General features: G+C 66.1%; 21 protein-coding genes. 14 read left to right on the forward strand and 7 right to left on the reverse strand.

The window, feature by feature from the left end; all coding sequences use genetic code 11:
• The 5 genes from AC6EI8_RS01215 to AC6EI8_RS01235 all read left to right on the forward strand — a co-directional run.
• The coding region (locus AC6EI8_RS01215; protein ID WP_498381036.1) for a type II secretion system F family protein at positions 1 to 762 on the forward strand (762 nt) is incomplete at its 5' end.
• 158 nt (positions 763 to 920) lie between these two features.
• Positions 921 to 1,745: a tetratricopeptide repeat protein gene (locus tag AC6EI8_RS01220; protein ID WP_226105076.1), complete on the forward strand. Its 825-nt coding sequence runs from the start codon at positions 921 to 923 to the stop codon at positions 1,743 to 1,745.
• Positions 1,746 to 1,821: 76 nt separating this feature from the next.
• Positions 1,822 to 2,178 (forward strand): DUF3613 domain-containing protein, encoded by a 357-nt coding sequence (locus AC6EI8_RS01225; RefSeq protein WP_223819484.1) that lies wholly within the window; start codon positions 1,822 to 1,824, stop codon positions 2,176 to 2,178.
• A 6-nt stretch (positions 2,179 to 2,184) separates the two neighbouring features.
• Entirely contained in the window at positions 2,185 to 3,888 is a 1,704-nt protein-coding gene (locus tag AC6EI8_RS01230; protein WP_498381103.1) for a TadG family pilus assembly protein, read from the forward strand.
• Between the two features lie 49 nt (positions 3,889 to 3,937).
• Positions 3,938 to 5,308, forward strand: coding sequence for a sigma 54-interacting transcriptional regulator (locus AC6EI8_RS01235; protein ID WP_149319898.1), 1,371 nt, complete (start codon positions 3,938 to 3,940; stop codon positions 5,306 to 5,308).
• Positions 5,309 to 5,399: 91 nt separating this feature from the next.
• On the opposite strand, the gene AC6EI8_RS01240 is transcribed toward AC6EI8_RS01235, so the two are convergent.
• Both AC6EI8_RS01240 and AC6EI8_RS01245 read right to left on the reverse strand, forming a co-directional pair.
• Positions 5,400 to 5,705 (reverse strand): helix-turn-helix domain-containing protein, encoded by a 306-nt coding sequence (locus AC6EI8_RS01240; RefSeq protein WP_498381039.1) that lies wholly within the window; start codon positions 5,703 to 5,705, stop codon positions 5,400 to 5,402.
• 67 nt (positions 5,706 to 5,772) lie between these two features.
• Positions 5,773 to 6,168: a CppA family protein gene (locus AC6EI8_RS01245; protein ID WP_498381040.1), complete on the reverse strand. Its 396-nt coding sequence runs from the start codon at positions 6,166 to 6,168 to the stop codon at positions 5,773 to 5,775.
• Between the two features lie 256 nt (positions 6,169 to 6,424).
• Between AC6EI8_RS01245 and AC6EI8_RS01250 the strand changes: the two genes are divergently transcribed.
• Entirely contained in the window at positions 6,425 to 6,718 is a 294-nt protein-coding gene (locus AC6EI8_RS01250) for a helix-turn-helix domain-containing protein (RefSeq protein ID WP_498381041.1), read from the forward strand.
• A 2-nt stretch (positions 6,719 to 6,720) separates the two neighbouring features.
• Entirely contained in the window at positions 6,721 to 8,070 is a 1,350-nt protein-coding gene (locus tag AC6EI8_RS01255) for a type II toxin-antitoxin system HipA family toxin (RefSeq protein WP_498381042.1), read from the forward strand.
• Between the two features lie 106 nt (positions 8,071 to 8,176).
• Here AC6EI8_RS01255 and AC6EI8_RS01260 read toward each other — a convergent pair whose 3' ends face one another.
• Complete coding sequence (locus AC6EI8_RS01260) at positions 8,177 to 10,291, reverse strand: TonB-dependent receptor (protein WP_498381043.1); 2,115 nt, start codon at positions 10,289 to 10,291, stop codon at positions 8,177 to 8,179.
• 278 nt (positions 10,292 to 10,569) lie between these two features.
• Positions 10,570 to 11,505: a LysR family transcriptional regulator gene (locus AC6EI8_RS01265; protein ID WP_150082430.1), complete on the reverse strand. Its 936-nt coding sequence runs from the start codon at positions 11,503 to 11,505 to the stop codon at positions 10,570 to 10,572.
• Between the two features lie 141 nt (positions 11,506 to 11,646).
• Between AC6EI8_RS01265 and AC6EI8_RS01270 the strand changes: the two genes are divergently transcribed.
• From AC6EI8_RS01270 to AC6EI8_RS01285, 4 genes are all read left to right on the forward strand, one after another.
• Positions 11,647 to 13,167 carry a CoA-acylating methylmalonate-semialdehyde dehydrogenase gene (locus tag AC6EI8_RS01270; RefSeq protein ID WP_498381044.1) on the forward strand — a complete coding sequence of 507 codons (1,521 nt, stop codon included), beginning with the start codon at positions 11,647 to 11,649 and terminating at the stop codon, positions 13,165 to 13,167.
• A gap of 286 nt (positions 13,168 to 13,453) precedes the next feature.
• Positions 13,454 to 14,440: a Bug family tripartite tricarboxylate transporter substrate binding protein gene (locus tag AC6EI8_RS01275; protein WP_498381045.1), complete on the forward strand. Its 987-nt coding sequence runs from the start codon at positions 13,454 to 13,456 to the stop codon at positions 14,438 to 14,440.
• 6 nt (positions 14,441 to 14,446) lie between these two features.
• Positions 14,447 to 15,640, forward strand: coding sequence for a CaiB/BaiF CoA transferase family protein (locus AC6EI8_RS01280; protein WP_498381046.1), 1,194 nt, complete (start codon positions 14,447 to 14,449; stop codon positions 15,638 to 15,640).
• 60 nt (positions 15,641 to 15,700) lie between these two features.
• Positions 15,701 to 16,048 carry a hypothetical protein gene (locus AC6EI8_RS01285; protein ID WP_498381047.1) on the forward strand — a complete coding sequence of 116 codons (348 nt, stop codon included), beginning with the start codon at positions 15,701 to 15,703 and terminating at the stop codon, positions 16,046 to 16,048.
• Positions 16,049 to 16,076: 28 nt separating this feature from the next.
• Here AC6EI8_RS01285 and AC6EI8_RS01290 read toward each other — a convergent pair whose 3' ends face one another.
• From AC6EI8_RS01290 to AC6EI8_RS01300, 3 genes are all read right to left on the reverse strand, one after another.
• Entirely contained in the window at positions 16,077 to 16,583 is a 507-nt protein-coding gene (locus tag AC6EI8_RS01290; RefSeq protein ID WP_149319905.1) for a 2,4'-dihydroxyacetophenone dioxygenase family protein, read from the reverse strand.
• 82 nt (positions 16,584 to 16,665) lie between these two features.
• Complete coding sequence (locus tag AC6EI8_RS01295) at positions 16,666 to 17,199, reverse strand: ester cyclase (RefSeq protein WP_498381048.1); 534 nt, start codon at positions 17,197 to 17,199, stop codon at positions 16,666 to 16,668.
• On the reverse strand, positions 17,157 to 18,119 hold the full coding sequence (locus tag AC6EI8_RS01300; protein ID WP_498381049.1) for a Bug family tripartite tricarboxylate transporter substrate binding protein: 963 nt from the start codon (positions 18,117 to 18,119) through the stop codon (positions 17,157 to 17,159). Before AC6EI8_RS01300 ends, AC6EI8_RS01295 begins: the two co-directional genes overlap by 43 nt.
• 200 nt (positions 18,120 to 18,319) lie before the next feature.
• Here AC6EI8_RS01300 and AC6EI8_RS01305 point away from each other — a divergent pair, with 200 nt between their 5' ends.
• The 3 genes from AC6EI8_RS01305 (at position 18,320) to AC6EI8_RS01315 (ending at position 20,804) form a co-directional block, all read left to right on the forward strand.
• Positions 18,320 to 18,859 carry a VOC family protein gene (locus AC6EI8_RS01305; RefSeq protein ID WP_150082425.1) on the forward strand — a complete coding sequence of 180 codons (540 nt, stop codon included), beginning with the start codon at positions 18,320 to 18,322 and terminating at the stop codon, positions 18,857 to 18,859.
• Positions 18,856 to 19,632 carry an SDR family NAD(P)-dependent oxidoreductase gene (locus AC6EI8_RS01310; RefSeq protein WP_498381050.1) on the forward strand — a complete coding sequence of 259 codons (777 nt, stop codon included), beginning with the start codon at positions 18,856 to 18,858 and terminating at the stop codon, positions 19,630 to 19,632. Before AC6EI8_RS01305 ends, AC6EI8_RS01310 begins: the two co-directional genes overlap by 4 nt.
• Before the next feature lie 98 nt (positions 19,633 to 19,730).
• On the forward strand, positions 19,731 to 20,804 hold the full coding sequence (locus tag AC6EI8_RS01315; protein ID WP_498381051.1) for a LacI family DNA-binding transcriptional regulator: 1,074 nt from the start codon (positions 19,731 to 19,733) through the stop codon (positions 20,802 to 20,804).
• Positions 20,805 to 20,840 lie beyond the last annotated feature (36 nt).

A 20,840-nucleotide genomic window follows, 5' to 3' on the forward strand; every position in this document is an offset into this window, starting at 1 on the left:
CTCGGCGGCCGCTTCGACGAACGCTGGCTCGCCAGTCCAATCGGCAAGGCCATCGTCGGCCCTGAAGAACTCCGCCTGCTGGAACAGTGCGGCTGGTATGGCCCCAAGGCCCGTGCCATCTTCGGCGGCCTGCGACTCTGTGTGCCGCTGCTGATCGCCGCGGTGCTGATGCTGTGGCGGCTGCCGGAATCGCTGCAGGGCGCGGTGTTTACCGCGTTCGGCGGCTTCGCGGTGTCCTTTCTCGCGTTCAAGTCGGTGCTGCGTCGGCGCGCCGCCGGCCGGATGCGCCAGCTCGACGACGAACTGCCGGTGCTGGTCGACATGCTGCGGCTGCTGCAAGGCGTCGGCATGTCGATCGACCAGAGCCTGCAGCTGATCGTGACCGAGTTCGGCAGCATGCTGCCCGTGCTGGGTCCCGAACTGAAACGCGCCAACGACCAGTTCGCCTCCGGCCGCTCGCGCGAGCAGACGCTGCAACGCATCGGCAAGCTGTTCGAGAGCGAGGACCTGCGCAATCTGATCATGCTGCTGAACCAGGTGGATCGCTTCGGCGGCGCGGTGCAGGAGCCGCTGAAGCTGTTCGGCCTGCGGCTGCAGGAGGCGCGCAAGATGCGCCTGAAGGAAAAGGTCGGCCGCCTGACGGTGAAGATGACCGGCGTGATGGTGGTCAGCCTGCTGCCGGTGCTGCTGATCGTGACCGCGGGACCGGGGTTCCTTGGCGTGATCCGGATGCTGGCGAAGTTTGCTGGAGATATGCAATGACGGTGTTTGCTAGCGCGCTACGTGCGGCGGCATGTTTTCTTCCTTCTACCGCGAGCGAGAGGCATGTGGCGGCGTGTTTTCTCTCCTCTCCCGCGCGCGAGAGAGGGGCCGGGGGAGAGGGCACCCTTCTGCCCGTGGCAACGCGTTGGCGTCGGACATTGACCGCGGTTACCGTCGCTACCGCAAGTTGGCTCGCCGCCGGCTGCGCCACCACCAGCGACCCGGCCTCGCTGATGAGCAAGCAGGCCGACGCACAGATCGCGCTGTCCAGGCTGCAGGACAAGCAGGCGCAGGAGCAGTACGACGATCGGGCCGTGTACCGCGGACTGATCGAGCGGATGCAGCAGCAGGGGCTGTACTACGCCTCGCTCGCGCATCTCGACGCCTATCAGCAACGCTTCGGCGACAACGCCGACGTGGCGATGCTGCGCGCCGATGCGCTGCGCGAAACCGAACAGGACGAGGCCGCCGCGGTCGCCTATCGGAATCTGCTGGGCACCGGTTACGCCGCGCGGGCCTATCACGGCCTCGGCCTGCTGGCCGGCCGCAGCGGCGATTTCGGCGAAGCGGTGACGCAGCTCGAAGCGTCGTTGTCGCGCGATCCGACCAATGCCCTGGTGGCGAGCGACCTGGGCTATGCGCTGATGCGCGCCGGACAGTTGCAGCAGGCCCGCGTGCCGGTAATGCAGGCCCTGCAGCTCGATGGGGCGAATCCCCGCATCGTCAGCAATGCCGCCGTGTGGATGCTGGCAAACCGCCAGCGCGACCAGGCGACCGCACTGATGGAGCGCGCGTCGATGTCGGCGGCGACCCGCAAGGCGATCGCGCAGGAGGCGGACCGCATCGCACGCGAGGCAGCGCGGCAGGAGCGCGCGGCTTCACGGGTTGGCGGTGCACGGCCGCCCAAGCCGCAGCGCATTGCGCTGACAACGGCCGCGCAGCCGGGCGAGGGCGCGGCACAGAACCCGGCCAGCGCACCGTGATCATCGCGAGACGATCCGCGATCGACGGCAAGCTGGCAGGGACGGGACAGCAAGCGGACAGCAAGAGGAGAAGTGCATGAACATCATGAGACCGTCGCGCATCGCGAGTACGGCCGCAATCGCCTTGTGTGCCGCGAGCTGGCTGCCCGTTGCCGGAGCGCAAACCATGGCGCCGGCCAGCCCGGACACAGGCGCAGCCGCGCAAATCCAGAAACCATCGAACACCGCCATCGGCACCGACACACGCAGCCTGCTGGCAATCCAGCGCGAAGGCAGCCAGGCCGGCGCCATGCTCCCCATGCCGGGCGAACAGGCCGCGCTGGCGCATGCGCGCTATCTGAAGAGCTTCCAGCACCCGATTCCCGAGCGTTTCGTCGGCCAGCCGAGCGGCGGCAGCGGCGTCAGCCTGCTCGGATTGACGCCCTCGCGGTAAATGATGATGGCTCGGCGTAGCAGGACACGCAGCACACGCGCGCAATCGCGCGGTGCGGTCAGCATTCTGATGGTGGTGCTGCTCGCCACCATCGGCATGGCCGCGCTGGTGTCCATCGACGTCGGCCATGTTTTCTACCGGCAGCGGCAGCTGCAGTCGGTTGCCGACATGGCGGCGCTGGCCGCCGCCCAGCAACTGCGGCGCGCCGACACCAACGCGGCGATGACCGAACGGGCGCTGGCGGCGGCACAGGCGTCCGCGGGCCAGAACGGCTTTACCGGCGCGGCGCGCCAAGACTGCGGCGCCAGCCCCGGGGGCGAAGACGGCATGGCCGTCTGCGCGGGCGTGTGGGATCCCAGCGATGCGGCTGCCGCTGCCGATGGCCGTCATTTCCGCGGCAGCTTCGATCCGGCGCGATTGTCACCGAACGCGGTGCGGGTCGTCGTGTCGCAGAGGGTGCCGATCCTGTTCGGGCTTCCCGGGGGCGACGGACGGCGGCTGCGCGCGGAGGCGATCGGCAACGCCAGCCCGCCTGTCGCATCGTTCTCGGTCGGCAGCGGGCTGCTGAATTTCGAATCGTCGCGCAGCGCGCTGGCGCTGCTGCTCGGCAATACCATCAGCCTGTCGGCCGCGGACTGGCAGGGGCTGGTCGATACACGCGTGACGCTGGACCAGTTGCGGCTTGAGGCCGGCCTCGGCACGGTCGACGAATTGTTGAACGCCGACTTGTCGCTATCGCGCTTCTATGCGCTGGTGCTCCGCGCGGCGAACAAGGAGTCGCTGCTCAACGCGATGCTGGGTGGAATGCCCGGGATCATCGATGCGCGAGCCCTGGCGGCGGGGCTAAGTGTCGGACGAGTGCTCGACCTCGGCGTGCTGGCGCCGGCGATGTCGTCGGCGGCGGATGTGGGGCTCAATGTGGCGGAGTTGTTGATGCTGGCGGCGCAGGTTGCGAACAAAGGGGCAGCGGTCGATCTGGCTGGCGCGGTCCCACTATTGCCCGGCACGCAATTGGCGTTGCAGATCGTCGAGCCGCCTCGCATGGCGGTGGGGCCGGTGCGGGCATCCAGCACCGATCCAATGGGTTGGGAGACCACCGCACGAACGTCGCAGGTCGATCTCGGTGTGAGGTTGAACCTTGGTGGAGAGATTCTTGGTGGCTCCTTGATATCGGTGAATCTGCCACTGCGCGTGCAACTTGGTACCGCTCACTCCGCGCTGACGGGCATGCGCTGTGCCGCTGCGCGATCAGACCGCCGAGCGACCCTCAACACGGTAACCACAGCGGCGACGGTTTGTCTTGCCCGCGACGATTTGAGCCAGTGTGCTACCTCGGATGTCGTTGTCACCAACCTTGCGGGTATCAAGATCACGGCCAGTCCCAAACAGCAAACCATCCCGGGCAACGGTATGACCTCGACGCTTGCGCCTGGCGAGCAGACCTCGACCGCCTCCCAAGGCCAATTGGCGGCATTGGTCGAAAGTCTGGCGCGCAATCTCGACGTGAAGCTCATCGTCGCTCCAGTTGGCATCCCGATCGCCAACCTGGATCTGAAACTCGGCGGCATCGTCAGCGCCCTGAGCTCCGTGATATTCGGCCTGCTTGGCCCCACCCTCGACGGCCTGCTGGCCGCCCTCGGCATCCAATTAAGCAACGCCGACCTCTGGGTTCACGACGTCGATTGCGACAACACCAGACTCGTCTATTGAACCGCGACATGAATACGACCAGCCGCCGCGCGGCAATTGCAGCATCGCCATGAAAACAGACCGCTGGGCCTACGAAAATCTCGAAGTCTACGTATGGGAAGGCAAGTACGAATTTGCCGACCGCGTAGCCCGCTTTCTCGCGCCTCTTGGCGCCGAAGTGATCCGCGCCGGTGGGCTCGAAGGCTTGCCGACCGAGCCGCGCTTGAAACTGTCGGTGGCGATCATCAGCGTGTCGGTGATCGGCGCCGCCAAGTTCACCGCGCTGGATTGGGAGGCGGTGCACGGCATGCCCGTGATCTGGGTCGCTGCCCCCACGCGAGAGAACGATCCGGGCCGCTTTCCGCCGGAATACGCACACATCCTGTCGGACGATTTCACCGGCGCCGATCTGCGTGCCCAACTCGGCAAGCTGCTGCCGCAACTGCTCGCGGCCAGCGAGGTGCAGCCGGAGATCGCCGAGCTGGTGGCCGGCTCGCCGGCGATGCAGCAGCTGATGTCGCATGTCGACACCTACGCCGACTTCGACAGCAACGTGATGCTGTATGGCGAGACCGGTGCGGGCAAGGAACGCATCGCCCGGCTCTTCCACGAGCGGCATAGTCTCTATGGCAAGGGGCCGTTCGTCGCCGTCAACTGCGGTGCGATTCCCGACGGGCTATTTGAATCGCAGTTCTTCGGCCACGCCAAGGGCGCGTTCACCGGCGCGATGTATGCGCACCGCGGCTACTTCGAACAGGCCAACGGCGGCACGCTGTTCCTCGACGAAATCGCCGATCTGCCGCTGTTCCAGCAGGTCAAGCTGTTGCGCGTGCTGGAGGAGAACGTCGTCACGCGGCTTGGCTCGACGCTGCCGGTCAAGCTCAATTTCCGCCTGGTTGCCGCGACCAACAAGGACCTGCGCGAGGCGGTCGGGCAAGGCAAGTTCCGCGCGGATCTGTATTTCCGGCTGGCCGTGATCGAACTGCGGATTCCGAGCCTGGAAGAGCGGGGCGCCGCCGACAAGGTCGGATTGCTCGAGGCCTTCCTGCGGCAGATTCTCGGACGGTCCGGCTACGAGGCGCTGCCGCCGATGCCGGACTGGCTCAAGGGCGCCGTTGGTACCGCTTACTTCGCCGGCAACGTACGGGAGTTGCGCAATCTGGCGGAGCGCGTCGCGATCGTGGTGCAGCACGACGGCCTGTGGGACCAGGATCGCATTCGGCCGCTGTTCCGCGCGCTGCGGCCCGGGGCGTTCGAGGGCAACGACCGGGGCGTCGACTGGCGCACCGAGGTCGAAGAACGTCGCCGCATCATTGCCGCGCTCGATGCCAACGGCTGGCGCCGCCAGGACACGGCCGCCAGCCTCGGCATCAGCCGCAAGGTGCTGTGGGAGAAGATGCGCAAGTTCCAGATTGCCGACAACGAGGCGGAACCGGCCTGAGCGTGGGCCGGTCCGCGCGGCCATGCGGCCATGCGGCCATGCGGCCATGCGGCCACGCCTTGGCGCGATATCGGGACAGGGCTGCCGATCCTTACCGACTCCGCTTCGCCGCCTCGTGCTCCAGCAATTCTCGCAACTCGGCCCGGATCGTCCGCAGCAGCACGATCCGCTCTTCGGGCGTCGGCTCGCGCAAGAAGGCGTACGCGTGCAGCGTCAGCGGATGCAGGCCGAGGACGCTGGCGATCTGCGCCACCTTGTCCAGCGTCGGGCTCTTCTGCCCACGCTCCAGGCTGCTGACATAGGTGCGGCTCGATACGGTGCCGAACGCCTGCTGCGACAAGCCTCTGGCAGTGCGCGCGGCCCGCAGCGCCCCGCCGAAATGCAGCCGGAAGTTCATCTTTTTCAGGTTCAGGAGGACGTCGGGATCTGGGCCTTGCTGCATCTTCGGTAACTCGTCATCACATTCATCGCGCGCCCGCCGTCGGCTCGCGCACGGACAGCCCGCCGCCGAAGGCAAAACCCTGGCCGAAAGGCAGGGCGGGTTGCGCGGGCGCGTGCCGCGGGCGGGAGGCCGTATCCGCAGCCCGGTGGCCATCTGCCGATGAGCCGGACAGGATCTGCCGGATGCGCGCCAGATAGCGTTCGCCGACGGCCCGGTTGGCCCGCGTCGCTTCCATGCGGAAGGCACTGCGCGCCGGCGGACGAATGTCCAGCGCACGGCAGACTTCGGACACATAGGGCTTGGATTCGCCGTTCAGGCGCCTGGCAGCGAGCCGCACCGCGTCGTCACCGACCTGTTGGCGCAGCCACCGAAGGACGAGACGGTCGTATTCGTTCTGAATCCGGATCAGGTCTTCCATGGGCACTCCCGCAACTGTATGTTTGTACAGGTACTGTAAGGATATACAGTATCGGCGAGGATGCAAGGAAAAATTGTTGACGAGGCACACGATCTGTGTGGCTCGGCCTGAGGCGTTGCCACGCGACATTTTTACGCGCCAAAAGCTGTATCCTTGTCTTACTGCTTGAAGCGAGTATTCTGTGAATACAAAGAAAAGCCAGTAAATCCGGAATACAATCGATCCGTTGTAAAGCAGGAAAACAGCCGAGGCCTGTATGCGCAACTTCACCGTCCGAACGTCCGACCAGTTACCGCAGCTGCTTCAAGCGTTCCGCAAGGAAGCGGGTCTGACGCAAGCCGAGGCCGCATTGCGCATGGGCGTCAGCCAGCAGACCTTGTCTGCGCTGGAACGCAACGCCGCGCGCATCAGCGTCGAACGGCTAATGCGCCTGCTCGGCATCCTTGGCGTCGAGTTCGTGCTGCGCAAGGAGGCTCCGTCACCCGGCAATAGCGACAGCCATAGCGACAGCAATAGCGGCGAGGCGTCGTCGACCACGCAGGCCTGGTGACAATGGGGCGACGGTCGCACACTCGCGCGCTCGGCCTGTGGATGAACGGCGCCTTCGTCGGCACGTGGCGGTTCCATCCTCATGCGGGGGACACGCTGGAATACGCCCCCGAGTGGGTGGCCTCCGCGCAAGGACGGCCTTTGTCCCTGTCCTTGCCCTTCATCCCCGGCAACTCGCCCCACCGCGGCGAGAAGGTGCGGGCCTATTTCGAGAACCTGCTGCCGGATACCCGGGAAATCCGCGAGCGCATTGCGCGGCGGTATCGCACCGGCTCGATCGACGCCTTCGATCTGCTCGCCGAGATCGGCCGCGACTGCGTGGGCGCGCTGCAACTGCTGCCGGACGGTGCGTCGCCAGCCGCGGGGCAGGCGGTACAAGCCGAGCCGCTGACCGAGGCGCAGGTCGCACAGGTGCTGCGCGGCACGCTGGCGCCGGCGCCGCTGAGCATCGTTCACGACGAGGACGAGTTCCGCATCTCGATTGCCGGCGCTCAGGAGAAGACCGCGCTGCTGTATCACAACGGCGCGTGGTGCCTGCCGCATGGCCAGACGCCAACCACGCACATCCTGAAGCTGCCGCTTGGACTGGTGGGCGGGCTGAAACTGGACCTGAGCGAATCGGTGGAGAACGAGTGGCTGTGCTCGCTCGTCCTGAAGGAATTCGGCTTGCCGGTGGCCCGTTGCGAACTGGTGCGGTTCGAGGACATGAAGGCGCTCAGCGTGCAGCGATTCGACCGCGTCTGGTGGCAAGGCCCGGCGGGCGACAGCCGCCTCGTCCGGCTGCCGCAAGAGGACATGTGCCAGGCGAAGGGCGTGCCGCCGACGGCGAAGTACGAAGCCGATGGCGGCCCGGGCATCGACACCATCATGGACACGCTCGCGGGGTCGATGACGCGCGAGCAGGACCGCAGGACCTTCTTCCAGGCACAGGTCATCTTCTGGCTGCTGCGCGCGCCCGATGGCCATGCCAAGAACTTCAGCCTGTTCCTGCGTCCGGAAGGGCGGTATCAGCTGACTCCGCTCTACGACGTGCTGTCGGCCCATCCCATCATCGGCGAAGCCCCGGGCCGGCTCTCTCCGTTCAAGATCAGGATGGCCATGGCGGTCCGGTCGCAGAACGCACACTACAAGATGCGCGAAATCGAGCGCCGGCATTGGGTGGCCCTCGGCGAGCGGCATGGCGTGCTGACGCCCGACGGACGGCCGGCACGGTATGTGGTGGAAGACCTCGCGGAGCGCGCCCCGGCGGTGGCTCAGGCGGTGCGGGCGCAGTTGCCGGCCGACTTCCCCGAACGGCTCGCCGATTGCGTCCTCGATGGGATGTTGGCGGAGGCCGAAAGGCTCGCCGGGTAGCGCCCCGGGGGTAATTGCTTGGGGTAATGCCCCGGGTAACGCCGGGCGGGCGGAGCCCTTCAGCGCGCCATCGTCATGAGGTCTTCATGAGCGGCGCGCCGCCGCCTCAGAAGTCCACCGTCATGGCGACCTTGAAGGTGCGCGGGGCGCCCATGATCAGGTAACCGCCATATGCGGACGCCCAATACGCCTTGCCCGCGACGTTCTCGATGCCGGCGCGCAGCGTGTAGCGCTGCTGCGCCGCCTTGAAGGTATAGCGGGCGCCCAGGTCGAAGCGTCGCCACGACGGCAGGCTGACCCGGTTCGCCACGTCCAGATACTGGCGTCCCGTCTGCAGATAGCGGCCCGATACGGTGAAGCCCGGCACGCCGGGGATGTCCCACTCCGCGCCGACATTGAGCGTGTAGTTCGGTACGCCGACCGCCTTGTTGCCATCGTTCGCCGGCGTGCCGGTACGGTTCAACCTGGCGTCGATATAGGCCAGGCCGGCCAGCAGGCGGATGCCGGGCAGCGGTTCACCGAAGCCGCTCAGTTCGATGCCCCGATTGCGCTGCTCGCCGGCCAGCGAATACACATCGCCCTGCAGGATGCCGGACGGCTGCTCGATCTGATAGACGGCCAGCGTGCTGCCGAACTTGCCGGCGTCCCACTTGACGCCGGCCTCGACCTGCCGGGACTTGATCGGCGGGAACACTTCGCCGCGGTTGGTCGCCGTATTCGGCGCGGTCGGTCCTTGCGCCAGGCCCTGAATGTAGTTGGCATACAGCGAGATCTGGCGCGTCGGCTTGACCACCAGCCCGAAGGCCGGCGACGTGGCCGACTCGTCGTAATTCGACTGTTGCACGCCCGTATAGCTGTAGCCGCGCACGCTCAGGTTCTGCTGCCGCACGCCGGCGGTCAGCAGCACGCGGTCGTCGAGGAAGGACAGCGTGTCCGAGATGGCGAACCCGCTGAGGTTGGTCCTGCCGGTGACGCCGGGGTTGGCCATGTCGCCGCCGGTCAGCGTGGTGCCGGGCCGCGGCGTCTGCACCGGGTCGTACAGGCCGGTAGCGAAACGGCCCGACATCTCGTAGGCCGTGCGCTTGACCGATTGCATGCCCGACCACGCCAGATTGATCCGATGCTTGACCGGCCCGGTATGGAAGGCGCCGCGCACGCCGACTTCCTCGGAGGTGGTGTTGGACTTGTACGGCACCGTCAGCCGCGCCGCGGTCCCGACGCCGCTTCCGTTCACCGTCAGCGAGGAGTAGTTGCCGAACTCGTTCGTGTGGTGCGCGCCGGCCACCAGGTAGGTGGTCCAGTCGGGCGCGACGTCGTATTCGGCGCGCAGCGTGCCGTAGGTATCCTCCAGCATCGAATCGGTCCAGGCCTGCGCGAAGTTGGCGCGCGCCGACGGCACGGCGGGCAGCGTGGTGCCCGTCAGCGACACCATCGGCCGGCCCTGTCGAATGGTCTGCTTCTGGTAACCGAAGTCGGCCGACACGCGCAGCTTGTCGCCCTGGTAATCGAGGCCCGCGGTGAACAGGCGCTGCTGGCGGCGCTCGTCGTCGATGGCGGCCTCGCCGCCGCGCGCCAGCGCATTGATGCGCACGCCCCAACGCTGGTCCTCGCCGAAGCGGCGGCCGATGTCGACATGGCCACCGGCTCGGCCCTGGCTGGTGTAGTCGATGGTGGCCTGGGTCAGCGGCTGGTAGGGCGCAAACTTGGGAACCAGGTTGATGCTGCCGCCGATGCCCGTGCCGGTCGGCGTGACGCCGTTCAGAAAGGCGCTGGCGCCGCGGAAGACCTCGACCCGATCGAGCCCCTCGACCGCCACGAGCTGGCGCGGGGCGATGCCATAGAGGCCGTTGTAGCCGATGTCGTCGCCATTCAGCTGGAAGCCACGGATCACGAACGTCTCGGAGAAATTGCCGAAACCCAGGCTGCTGCGCACGCCGGGATCGTTCGCGAGGACATCGGCGACGCTGCGCGCCTGCTGGTTCTGGATGGTCTCGGCGGTGTATGCCGTGATGCTGAACGGCACGTCCATCATGTCCTGATTGCCAAGAATGCCAAGCCGGCCGCCGCGCGCCACCTGGCCGCCGGCATAGGCGGGCGGCGGCTGGTCCGGCGTCGTCTCGGCGCGGACGGTGACCTCGGGCAGGGTTTCCGCCGACTCCGCGGCGGTGGAGGACTGGGCTTGCGCCAGGGCCGTCAGCGGCAGGGCCCCGGCGACCGCCATGGCAAGGACATGCGGTCGAAACCGGTGCGCGCGGGATGGGCGGGCCCACTCGGGGCGGCTGGCATGGAGTCGGGCAGACGGGGCGCGAACGGGGAAGCGGAGCGGGGACACGGGCGGCAATGTCGTATTGAAAGGACATAATGATAATCGTTTTCATTATCATTTGTGCCGACAAGGCCGCGTCGAACATGGGCGTGGACAGGTGCTGCATTCCCGTTGCGCATCCGGTTGCGCACCCGGTTGCGCATAGGGCCGCGCATCGGGAGACCGGCTTCGCCTCACTGCGTCCCGAATCCCTCCTTCAACGCCTCGCGCAGATAGTCCACCAGCAGCCGCACCGGCCGCGGCAGCAGCGGGCTGTAGGGCCGGATCGCGTAGATCGTGTCGCCGAACGCCCCCGAAGGCCGCCAGCCCGGCAGCACTTGAACGAGCTTGCCCGCATGCAGATCAGCCTGCGCGGTGAAGTCGGGCACCAGCGCGATGCCCAGGCCGCCCAGCGCGGCATCGCGCAGCGCCTCGCTGTTGTCCGCCGCGAAATTGCCGCGGATGCCGACGCTCTGCCGGGCCGCACCGCCCCGGACCGGCTCGAAGCTCCAGGTCGGCTGCTCCCCCCGGCGGAAGTAATGCAGGCAGTTGTGCGCGGTCAGGTCGGACGGCGAAACGGGTGTGCCGTGGCGCCGCAGATAGGCGCGCGTCGCCACCAGGACCGTGCCGGTGCGGCACAGCGTCCAGGCGATGTGGGTATCCGGTGCGCGCGAGGCGTGGCGCACTGCCAGGTCGAATCCCTCGCGCGCAAGCGAGGCGAAGCTGTCCGACAGTTCCAGCTCGACGCGGATCTGCGGATACATCGCCAGAAACGGCGGCAGCCGCGGCACGATCTGCTGCCGGCCCAGCGCCACCGGTGCCGTCATCCGCACCAGCCCGCGCGGCTCGCCGCCCATGTCTTTCACGTCGCCGAAGCTGCGCTCGATCGACTCGAACGGTATCCGGGTCGCGTCCACCAGCCGCTGCCCCGCCTCGGTCAGCCGCACGCTGCGCGTGGTGCGCTGCACCAGCGGGATGCCGGCCGCCCGTTCCAGTTCGGCGATGCGCTGGCTCATCGCGCCCTTGCTGATGCCAAGCTGCGTTGCAGCGGCGGTATAGCTGCCCACATCGCCCAGCACAACGAGCGAATGCAGATGCACCCACAGCGATTCGATCTTTTGCTTGTCCATCGGGCGATTGTTTAGTTCATTGAACAGTGAGTCAAGCGCGGCGCTATTGAATGGGGCCGGGAGCGACGCCTACACTGGCCCCATTCCACCGATTCCAGAACTGATTCCAGTACTGATTCCAGAACTGCAAAGGAGCCCGAGATGACCCAAGCGCATGCCTATACCGACCGTGCCGACGTCGGCCACTACATCGGCGGCCAGCGTACGAGCGGCGGCAGCCAGCGCCGGCAGGACGTGTTCAATCCGGCCACCGGCGAAGCCGCGCGCAAGGTCCTGCTCGGTGAAGTCGCCGATGTCGACGCCGCCGTCGCCGCGGCCGCCGCGGCGTTCCCCGCCTGGGCCGACACGCCGCCGATCCGCCGCGCCCGCGTGATGCAGCGCTTCCTGCAGTTGATGAACCAGCATCGCGACACGCTCGCGGCGATCATCACCGCCGAGCACGGCAAGGTCTTCTCCGACGCGCAGGGCGAAGTCATGCGCGGCATCGACGTGATCGAGTTTGCCTGCGGCATTCCGCAACTGCTCAAGGGCGACTACACCGACCAGGTCAGCACCGGCATCGACAACTGGACCATGCGCCAGCCGCTGGGCGTGGTCACCGGCATCACGCCGTTCAACTTCCCGTGCATGGTGCCGTGCTGGATGTTCCCGGTGGCGATCGCGGCGGGCAATACGTTTGTGCTCAAGCCCAGCGAGCGCGATCCGAGCGCGAGCCTGTTCATGGCCGATCTGCTGGCCGAGGCGGGTTTGCCGGCCGGCGTGTTCAACGTCGTGCAGGGCGACAAGGTGGTGGTCGACGCGCTGATCGCGCATCCTGAAGTGAAGGCCGTCAGCTTTGTCGGCTCGACGCCGATCGCACAGGCGATCAGCGAGCGTGCCGCGCAATTCGGCAAGCGCGTGCAGGCACTGGGCGGCGCCAAGAACCATCTGGTGGTGATGCCCGATGCCGATCCGGACATGGCCATCGACGCGCTGATCGGCGCGGCCTACGGCTCGGCCGGCGAGCGCTGCATGGCGGTGTCGGTCGCGGTGCTGGTCGGCGATACCGCCGATCGCCTGATTCCGAAGCTGGCCGAACGCGCCCGTGCGCTGAAGATCGACAACGGCATGAACCCCGAAGCGGAAATGGGCCCCGTGGTCACGCGGCAGGCGCTGGAACGCATCGAGGGCTATATCGGCCTGGGCGTGGAAGAGGGCGCGACGCTGGTGCTCGATGGCCGCGGCCATCGCGTGGCCGGCCATGAAGGCGGCTTCTTCACCGGCGCCACGCTGTTCGACAACGTCACGCCGCAGATGCGCATCTACCGCGAGGAAATCTTCGGCCCGGTGCTGGCCTGCGTCCGCGTCAAGGACTTTGCCGAGGCCGTCGAGCTGATCAACGCGCACGAGTTCGGCAACGGCGTGGCCTGCTACACCAGCGACGGCGGCATCGCCCGCGAATTCGCGCGGCGCATCCAGGTCGGCATGGTCGGCATCAACGTGCCCATCCCCGTGCCGATGGCCTGGCATGGCTTCGGCGGCTGGAAGCGCAGCCTGTTCGGCGATACGCATGCCTACGGCGAAGAGGGCGTGCGCTTCTACACCAAGCAGAAGTCCGTGATGCAGCGCTGGCCGCAGAGCATCGGCAAGGGTGCAGAGTTCGCGATGCCGACGGCGAAGTAAGGCGCGCCACAAACTGCGACATCCGGCGGCGCCGGCGGGGTGAATACCCGCCGGCGCCGTTTTTTTTGCCGCGATCCCCGAACGCTTCAACGCGCGGATGCCGGTGCGGTGCGGTGGCAGAGGTCTCCCAACATTCTTGGCCGTTCAAGATAGCGAAACAAGCGTGGCATGGATGACGCCTCGCGCGTTAGTTTGCATGCGGAAGTTCCCGGCACGGGATCGACGTCGACGCCGATCGCGCCACGGAGCAACACCGCAAATATCGGCGGTTAAAGGGAGACAAACCATGAATACACGCAGGCAATGGCTGGCCGCCGTGCTGGCACTGACTGCGTCATCGATGGCTTCATCGATGGCATTTGCGCAGGATAACGAGGGCTGGCCGAACCGCCCGGTCAAGCTGGTCGTCGCCAGTGCGGCCGGGGGCGGTACGGATACGCTCGCGCGCATTCTTGCCGAGCAACTCGGCTCGGTGTTCGGCAAGCCGTTCGTGGTCGAGAACAAGCCCGGTGCGAACGGCCTGATCGCCAGCGAAACCGTGTCCGCCGCCGCCCCGGACGGCTACACGCTGCTGCTGACCTATGCCGGCGCGATGGTCGTCAACCCTGCGCTCTACACGCGGGCGCCGGATCCGCTCAAGCGTTTCGAACCGATTGCGCAGATCGGCAGCTTCGGCAATCTGATGGTGGCTTCGCCCAAGGTGCCGATCCACAACCTGAAGGGGCTCGTCGCCTACGCCAGGCAGCGCCCGGGCCAACTCAGCTACGGATCGTGGGGCATGGGATCGGGTGGGCACCTGACCATGGAGAGCTTTCTGAAGAAGGCGAATCTCGAGATGGTCCATGCGCCGTACAAAGGTACCGCAGCCGTGGCGACGGACGTCCAGAGCGGCCTGTTGCCCGTCGGCTGGGTCGACGTCAGCTCCCAGATCGGCCTCGTCAAGGCCGGCCGGCTGGTGCCGATCGCGGTCAGCGGCTCCAGTCGGTTGCCGCAGTTCCCGAATGTGCCGACCATGGGAGAGCAAGGCTATCCGTTCCCGACCACCAGCTGGTATGGCATGTTCGCGCCGGCGGGCACCTCCGCGGCGCTGGTGGATCGGTTGAACAAGGAGGTGGTGCGCGCCATCGCGACGCCGGCGTTTCGCGACCGCCTGACCGCGCTGAACCTCCCTGTCGCTCCCGCCCTGACACCGGCGCAGTTCCGGAAAGTGGTCGCCGACGATACGGTGGCATGGCAACGCATTGCACAGGACGCCGGCGTCAAGCCAGAGTGAGAAGCCATGCAATCCAAGGGTTCATTCGATAGCAGCGGCCTGGGCGGGGCCGTGTTGGCCGGACTGCGCGTCGTCGACTTCGGCCAGTTCATCGCCGCGCCGTCGGCAGGACAAATCCTGGCCGATGTGGGCGCCGACGTAATCAAGGTCGAGCCTCCGGGCGGCGATGCCAGCCGTCGCTCTGGATGGCAGGCCGATGCCTGTGGGCCCATGTTTTCCGCTTATAACCGCGGCAAGCGTTCGATCGTGCTCGATCTGCGCCGCGAAGAGGATCGAGATGTGGCGATGGATCTGGTGCGCCGCGCCGATGTGGTGCTGCAGAATGCGCGTCCGGGCGTAATGGAGAAATACGGGCTTGGCGCCGAACAGCTTCGGGGCGAGCTTCCGCGGCTCGTCTACGGCTCCGTCAACGGCTTCGGCGACAGTGGGGCGGCGGCGGCGCGGCCGGGCCTCGATATCGCCGCGCAGGCCGAAAGCGGCATGATGAGCATGAACGGCGATGCCCATGCCGATCCAACACGCGTCGGCTTCACGGTCGTCGATGTGCTGGCCGGCCGTACGCTGGCGACGGGCGTGCTCGCTGCGCTGGTGCGCCGTGGCATCACCGGACAAGGTGCCCATGTCAAGGTGTCCCTGATCGACGTGGCAGCCGATGCGCTGAGCCAGCAGTGGGCCGAGTACCAGATCCTCGACACGGTGCCGTCACGCTGCGGCAACGGCCAGCCGACGATGGCGCCGGCGGCGGATGTGCTAACGACTGCCGACGGCAGAATCGTGATTTCGGCCTATCTGCAGGAACACTTTGCCCGCTTGTGCGAATGCCTGGGACTGCCCGAACTCGCACAAGACCCACGCTTTCACGACAACGCCTCGCGCGTGGCGAATCGACCCGCCTTGCTGGGGATGCTTGCCGGCGCGTTGTCGGCACTGACCACCGAAGACGCTTGCCGAAGGCTCAATGCCGCTGGCGTGGTGTGCGGCGCGGTGCGCGACCTGCACGATGCCATCCAAACCGCGCAGGCCACGACACCGGAACGCGTGATCAACGTGCCGTCGCCCGGCAACCGGTCCCTGCGGATGCCGGCCTTGCCCATGACGATCGACGATGCAAGCTCGCGCGATGCCGCGCTTCCCGATCTCGGCCAGCATACGGCGGAGATCCTGGCCGAATTGGACCGGCAGCGGGAAACGATGGCATAACCCGATGGCGTAAGCCGATGGCATAAGCCGCTTCAAACGAGCGCCTCGCTGGCGGGCGCGTTGGCATTGTTCGCCGTCTGCGCCGACCAGCCGCTGGTTGCGGTCATCGCGATGCTGCTGGTCGGGCTGACCGGTGTGTCGCTGAACCCGGCGATGGTGGTGCGCGTAATGCGCGCCGCGCCGCCCGGGCCGCTGGTCAATACCATGCATACCGCGGTGATCAATATCGGCCTGATGTCCGGCTCGTGGTTTGGCGGCGTAGGCATCAGCCAAGGTTGGGGGCTGCGATCGCCGCTGTGGGTCGGCACCGTGCTGGCCGTGGTTGGCGTGCTGGCGGTGCTGCCCTATGTCTTGCGGCGGTCGCAGGCTCTGAATGAGAGCTTTGAAGCGGAGTGCGCGAAGGGATAGACGTGTTCGATCTCTAAACTAATCCCGATCAATCGCGCGAGAACGCGGCACCCCCGCCCGGCCGGATATAGCGCGGCGTAGGGAGGCCCATCGCTTTCGCAGCATTCAGAATGCCGTCCTCGATCGCGCCCGCGTCGCGTACCCCTTGATATTCGCCGTCCTTGAAAATCACGTTGGCGCCGTAGACCACCATGAATCCCTCGGCCGCCTCCCTGGCGTCGGCCGGCACGGAGAAGGTATGGACGGACCCGCCGGGCTCGTACAAATAGCTGCCGGCGGTCTGGCGATCGTCGGGGTATTCGACGTAGTTCCACTCTCCCTTCGTCGTGAAGAAGTGGACGGTGCCCGTGTGGAAGTGCGGGGGCAGCGTGGTGCCCGGCTCGAACTTGCCGTACAGCACCCAGACGCCGTTTTCACGGTCGAGGAACAGCGGAATGATGGTCGACCCTGACTCCGATCCAGGGAATTCGACTGCTTCATGGATGTTCACCGTCAGCAGACGGTCTTGATGCGTGACGACCTTGGGCAAGGCCATGATTGAACTCTCCTTTGCCAGTAGCGGCAGAGCTGGGACCCATAGCCCAGCGTGATATGGGAATGGCCAGGCCGGTGGCGCTTTACAACAGGCCCAGCGCGCGCAGCTTCGCATCCGGGGCGGAGTACGGCCGTTCGCAGATGATCTTGTCCGAGCCCGGTGCGAACTCGAACGTGGCGGCGATCCGGATGCGGAACGTGCGGCCCGTCGGCGCATAGGTCTTTCCGTTGGCCTTCAACGGACCCAGGTGCGTGCCTTGCAGCCAGAACTCGACCAGCACGGTATCGCCATCGGCCGCAATCGCGATGATCTCGTTCTTCAGATCGGGGAATGGCACGCGCGATGAATCGAAATAGCCCCGCACCTCGGCTTCGCCATCGAATACCGTTCCACTGCCGTGCATTTCGTAGCGGGGATGCGCGAAGGTGTCGATCACCGCGTCCCAATCGTGGACGCACTCCAGCGCCATATGATCGCGTACGGTCTGGATGCGGGCTTCATTCAGTGTGGAAGGCATAAATCGTTCTTGTGGTGTCGTCATGAAAGAGGGGAGAGCACGAGCGCCGCGATGCGTCAGTTCAGCGCCATCTGCGCCTGTTTTGCGATCGATTTCCACATCGGGATATCGCGCGCATTGATCGCTTGCTGCTCGGCCCCGGAAACGTATTTCGCCGTGATGCCGAGCGACAGCAGCTTGCTGACGACCTCGGGTTCCTTCAGCGTCTTCTCGAGCACGGCCGACAGCTTGTCGACGATCGGCTTCGGCGTCTTGGCCGGGACATACATCGCCCATGTCAATTCGCGGTCGAAATCCACCCCTTGCTCCTGATAGCTGGCCACGTTCGGCAGACTCGGTGAGCGCTTCGTGCAGACGGCCAGCGCCTTGACCTTGCCCTCCTTGACGAAGGGCGTGGCGGTGACCATGTCGACGAAACCCACGGAAATATGGTTGCCGAGCAGATCGGTGATGATTTGCGCGGTGCCCTTGTAGGGCACGTGCTGCAGCGGGATGCCGGCCTTCTGGCTGAGGATCTCGCCGCAGAAATGTCCGGTCGATCCCGAGCCCCAGCTGGCGTATTGCACCGGCGCCTGCTGCTTGCGGGCCAGAGCCGTCAGCTCTTTCAGGTTGTTTGCGGGATACGAGTTCGACGCGACCATCACGATGGACGAATTGCCGATGGTCCCCAGGCTCTGAAAGTCGCGCACGGGGTCGTAGGGCAGCTTCGCGTACGTCGCGGCCGCCAGCGGATGCGTCGACATGCCGCCGATCATGATCGTGTAGCCGTCCGGGGTCGCCGTCGCAACGGACTGGGTCCCGATCGTGCCGGCGGCGCCGGGCTTGTTCTCCACCACCACCGGTTGCTTCAGCTGTGCGGCAAAGCGTTCGGCGAGAAAGCGGCCCAGCGTATCGCCGCCACCGCCAGCGGAGAAGGGCAGCAGCATGCGGATGGGGCGCTCGGGATAGTTGGCGGGGTCCGCCGCCTGGGCGGCCGTGGCCGCCAGGGCCAGCAGCGCGGTGGTGAAGAGTGTCTTCATGTCTGTCTCCATGGGGTTCGCCCGTTCTGCGATGCGGGTATCGGTTCACGTCTCCGGCGTAGTGGAAACGTTTCCATCTCAGTGTGGCTAAGGTGAATGCGGGCAGCAATCATGGTTAACGCTATGCTGCATAACGCCGCGCCATCGGCTACCGTATTGTGATGGAAACGTTTCCAACGTTGCAATGACATGGAGCCGAAATGAGCTTGCTGTTCGGAGGCGTATGCCAGATCGGCTACGTCGTACGCGATATCGAGAAGGCGATGCGGCACTGGAGCGAGGTGCTGGGCGTCGGACCGTGGTTCTACAAGAAGGAAGTCGGCACGACCGAATTCCGCTATTACGGCGAGGCGTCGGCCTTGCCGGATCTCTCGATCGCGCTGGCCAATTCGGGCGGCGTGCAGATCGAGCTGATCCAGCAGCGCAATGATGCGCCGTCGCTGTATCTCGATTCGCTGAGGCAATTCGGCGAAGGGATGCAGCACATCGCGTACTGGACGGACGACCGGTTCGACGAGTTTGCCGAACGATTGCGCGCCAGCGGCTATGTCGAGCGCCACGGTGGCCGGATGGGCATGCGCGGCCGATTCGCCTATTACGTGCATGCGGACCTGCCGGGCAATATCGTCGAGATCTCCGAAATGTCCGGCGGCAAGGGCGAATATTTTGCCGCGATTGCGGAGGCCGCGAAGAACTGGGACGGCAGCGATCCGATCCGGCGGATTGGAGCACCGCAATGAACGCCACCGAGGGCAGGGATTCGGAACGCCGGATCGCGGTGGTAACCGGCGCCGCGCGCGGCATCGGGCTCGCAATCAGCAGCCGGCTCGCCGCGGACGGATACGCGGTCGCCCTGTGGGATCGCGATCGGGCGCTGCTCGATGACGCCGTTCGCGCCTTGCGCGGCGATGGCCCCCGCGTATTGGGCGTCGCCGTCGACATTACCGATCGCGGACAGATAGACCTCGCATTCGCGCAAACCGTCGAAACGTTCGGTACGCCCACGGCGCTGGTCAACAACGCCGCCATCCTCGGACGCAGAGGGCCTACGGTCGATGCGTCGGTCGACGAATGGAAGCTGGTGTTCGACGTCAACGTCTTCGGCGCGTTGCAATGCGCGCAGGCAATCGTGCCCGCCATGGTGAAAAATGGCTGGGGCCGCGTGGTCAATGTGGCCTCGGTCGCCGGCAAGGAAGGCAATCCGTTTGCCGGCGCCTATGCGGCATCGAAAGCCGCCTTGATATCGATGACGAAGAGCCTCGGCAAGGAACTGGCGGAAACGGGCGTGCTGGTCAATTGCATCACGCCCAGCGCGGCGGATACCGACATCTTTGGCGCTCACGACGAAAGCCAGCGGGCGCTATTGCAGGCACGCCTGCTCGAACGTGTGCCAATGAAGCGTTTTGTGCGAGTCGAGGAAGTGGCGGAGATGGCCGCCTGGCTGTGTTCCGAGCGCTGCAGCTTCAGCACGGGCGCGGTGTTCGACATCAGCGGCGGGCGTGCCATGTACTGAGGCAAACGGCACGGCCTGGCCCTGGCTTTCGACGATAATAGCGGGCCAGCAAGCCTGCGACGATTGCCTCAGGCTCATACATTTCCGCCGGATCATCGATGACCAGCCGAACGCGCACCCCCAGCTCCGATACGCCCGCCCGCGTCACCATCCGTGACGTGGCGCGGGCCGCCGGCGTTTCGGTGGGCACGGCATCGCGCGCACTGAACCGCAGCGGTCCAGTGAGCGAGGCCGCGCTGCAGGCCGTCGAGCGCGCCGCGAAGGCACTGGCCTATGCACCCGACCCGATTGCGCAAAGCATGCGCACCGGCACCTCCGGCGTCGTGGGCCTGCTGGTTTCCGATTTGGCGAATCCGCTATACGCCCGGATCATCACGGCAGTGGAGACGCGGCTGCAGCGCGAAGGTTATGCGATGGTGGTCGGCAACACGCATAACAACAAGGCGCAGGAAGAGCTGATGGTGGACCTCTTCCGACGCCGCCGCGTCGACGGACTGATTCTGGGACCCTGTGAAACCGAGCGCCCCGATTACCTGGCCCAGATCTCCCGCGATCTCGCCGTTGTTGCGATGGACCGCGATTTCGGCGCGCACGGTGTCGGCGTTCATGTCGAACACGCCCGCGGTTCATACGAAGCGACACGATATCTGCTCGATCTGGGGCACACCCGCATCGCCCTGATGACCTCCGACGGCGCACTGCGCCCGGGTCGCGAGCGCATCAACGGCTATCGCCAAGCGATGGAAGAACGCGGCCTGACTGTGGACAACACGCTGGTGCGTTCCAGCCGCTCGGCCATGGATCTGTCATTCAGCGATGCATTGGCGCTGCTATCGGCCAAGGATCGCCCGACCGCGTTCATCTGCCTCGGTACACGAATTCTCTCCGGCGTCCTGCAGGCGATGAAGCAGACCGGGAACCGCGTGCCGCAGGATGTCAGCCTGATCTGCGTCGGCGACAGCGATCTCGCGCAGCTTTACTCGCCGGCGATCACGGCGATCAATTGGGATCTGGAGGCGGTGGGGACGGCGGCCGCGGAGATGCTGCTGCGGTCTATTGGCGTGGGGTCGGGAAGAGCCGAGGGGAAGCCGCTGGAGGGCGAGAAGATTCGGCTGACGACGCATGTTGTCATGCGGGAATCCTGTGCGCCGCCTCGTGGCGAGAAGGCGTAAAGCTCCGAGCATCTCTGGGGCGGGTCTCGCTTGTCC

This window comes from Cupriavidus sp. R6-3 (assembly GCF_059772245.1).

Coding starts and splice junctions, on each gene's coding strand:
- AC6EI8_RS01225 (WP_223819484.1), top strand. CDS start 1,822: ATGAACATCATGAGACCGTCGCGCATCGCGAGTACGGCCGCAATCGCC.
- AC6EI8_RS01230 (WP_498381103.1), top strand. CDS start 2,185: ATGGCTCGGCGTAGCAGGACACGCAGCACACGCGCGCAATCGCGCGGT.
- AC6EI8_RS01235 (WP_149319898.1), top strand. CDS start 3,938: ATGAAAACAGACCGCTGGGCCTACGAAAATCTCGAAGTCTACGTATGG.
- AC6EI8_RS01240 (WP_498381039.1), bottom strand. CDS start 5,705: ATGAACTTCCGGCTGCATTTCGGCGGGGCGCTGCGGGCCGCGCGCACT.
- AC6EI8_RS01245 (WP_498381040.1), bottom strand. CDS start 6,168: ATGGAAGACCTGATCCGGATTCAGAACGAATACGACCGTCTCGTCCTT.
- AC6EI8_RS01250 (WP_498381041.1), top strand. CDS start 6,425: ATGCGCAACTTCACCGTCCGAACGTCCGACCAGTTACCGCAGCTGCTT.
- AC6EI8_RS01255 (WP_498381042.1), top strand. CDS start 6,721: ATGGGGCGACGGTCGCACACTCGCGCGCTCGGCCTGTGGATGAACGGC.
- AC6EI8_RS01260 (WP_498381043.1), bottom strand. CDS start 10,291: ATGGCGGTCGCCGGGGCCCTGCCGCTGACGGCCCTGGCGCAAGCCCAG.
- AC6EI8_RS01265 (WP_150082430.1), bottom strand. CDS start 11,505: ATGGACAAGCAAAAGATCGAATCGCTGTGGGTGCATCTGCATTCGCTC.
- AC6EI8_RS01270 (WP_498381044.1), top strand. CDS start 11,647: ATGACCCAAGCGCATGCCTATACCGACCGTGCCGACGTCGGCCACTAC.
- AC6EI8_RS01275 (WP_498381045.1), top strand. CDS start 13,454: ATGAATACACGCAGGCAATGGCTGGCCGCCGTGCTGGCACTGACTGCG.
- AC6EI8_RS01280 (WP_498381046.1), top strand. CDS start 14,447: ATGCAATCCAAGGGTTCATTCGATAGCAGCGGCCTGGGCGGGGCCGTG.
- AC6EI8_RS01290 (WP_149319905.1), bottom strand. CDS start 16,583: ATGGCCTTGCCCAAGGTCGTCACGCATCAAGACCGTCTGCTGACGGTG.
- AC6EI8_RS01300 (WP_498381049.1), bottom strand. CDS start 18,119: ATGAAGACACTCTTCACCACCGCGCTGCTGGCCCTGGCGGCCACGGCC.
- AC6EI8_RS01305 (WP_150082425.1), top strand. CDS start 18,320: ATGAGCTTGCTGTTCGGAGGCGTATGCCAGATCGGCTACGTCGTACGC.
- AC6EI8_RS01310 (WP_498381050.1), top strand. CDS start 18,856: ATGAACGCCACCGAGGGCAGGGATTCGGAACGCCGGATCGCGGTGGTA.
- AC6EI8_RS01315 (WP_498381051.1), top strand. CDS start 19,731: ATGACCAGCCGAACGCGCACCCCCAGCTCCGATACGCCCGCCCGCGTC.